This window comes from Streptomyces sp. NPDC059455, from assembly GCF_042750115.1.
GTDB lineage: Bacteria > Actinomycetota > Actinomycetes > Streptomycetales > Streptomycetaceae > Streptomyces > Streptomyces endocoffeicus.
In genome coordinates this window covers 1-1115 of the sequence record NZ_JBHYVB010000495.1, presented here as the reverse complement: position 1 = coordinate 1115, position 1115 = coordinate 1, and the positions used below count along the sequence as shown (strand labels likewise).

The 1115-nt window shown below is 69.2% G+C and carries 1 protein-coding gene; it reads left to right on the top strand.

The genetic code is table 11. The features are described from left to right. On the top strand, window positions 1-1115 hold a 1115-nt coding region (locus tag ACFXB5_RS53790; RefSeq protein ID WP_385223405.1), incomplete at both ends, for a beta-ketoacyl synthase N-terminal-like domain-containing protein.

Below are 1115 nucleotides of genomic sequence, written 5' to 3'. Positions count from 1 at the left end.
CTCTTCGACCCGGATCCGGACCACCCGGGCACCAGCTATGTCCGCGAGGGTGGCTTTCTGCGCGACGCGGGGGAGTTCGACGCGGGCTTCTTCGGGATCTCGCCGCGTGAGGCGCTGGCGATGGATCCGCAACAGCGGCTGTTGCTGGAGACATCGTGGGAGGCGTTGGAGCGCGCCGGGATCGATCCAACGGCCCTACGGGGCAGGGACGTCGGTGTCTACTTCGGCACCCTCAACCAGGACTACGCCACGGACGTGGACACGGTCCCCGAGGGCGTCGAGGGCTATCTGATGACGGGCAGCTCGGCGAGCGTGCTCACCGGGCGGGTCGCCTATGAGCTGGGGCTCGAGGGTCCGGCGATGACGATCGACACGGCATGTTCCTCCTCACTGGTGGGCCTGCACCTGGCCGCGCAGGCGCTGCGCTCCGGCGAGTGCTCGATGGCGCTGGCCGGAGGGGCCACCGTCATGTCCACCCCCAGCGCCTTCGTCGGCTTCTCGCGGCAGCGCGGCATGGCTGAAGACGGCCGCTGTAAGTCGTTCGCGGCCTCGGCGGATGGCACGGGGTGGGCCGAGGGCGTGGGCGTGCTGGTGGTGGAGCGGTTGTCGGATGCGGAGCGGCTCGGCCGTCGGGTGTTGGCGGTGGTGCGGGGCAGCGCGGTGAATCAGGACGGTGCGTCGAATGGGTTGACGGCGCCGAATGGTCCGTCGCAGCAGCGGGTGATTCAGCAGGCGCTGGCCGGTGCGGGGCTGGTGGCGGGCGATGTGGACGCCGTGGAGGGCCACGGCACCGGCACCACACTGGGTGATCCGATCGAGGTCCAGGCATTGATGGCGACCTATGGCCAGGATCGGCCTGAGGGGCGTCCGTTGTGGTTGGGGTCGTTGAAGTCGAATATCGGTCATGCGCAGGCGGCCGCTGGTGTGGCTGGTGTGATCAAGATGGTGTTGGCGTTGCGGTATGGGGTGTTGCCGCGGACGTTGCATGTGGATGAGCCGTCGCGGCAGGTGGATTGGTCTGCGGGTGCGGTGGAGTTGCTGACGGAGCAGCGGGTGTGGCCGGAGGTGGGGCGTCCGCGGCGGGTTGGGGTGTCGGGGTTCGGGGTGAGTGGGAC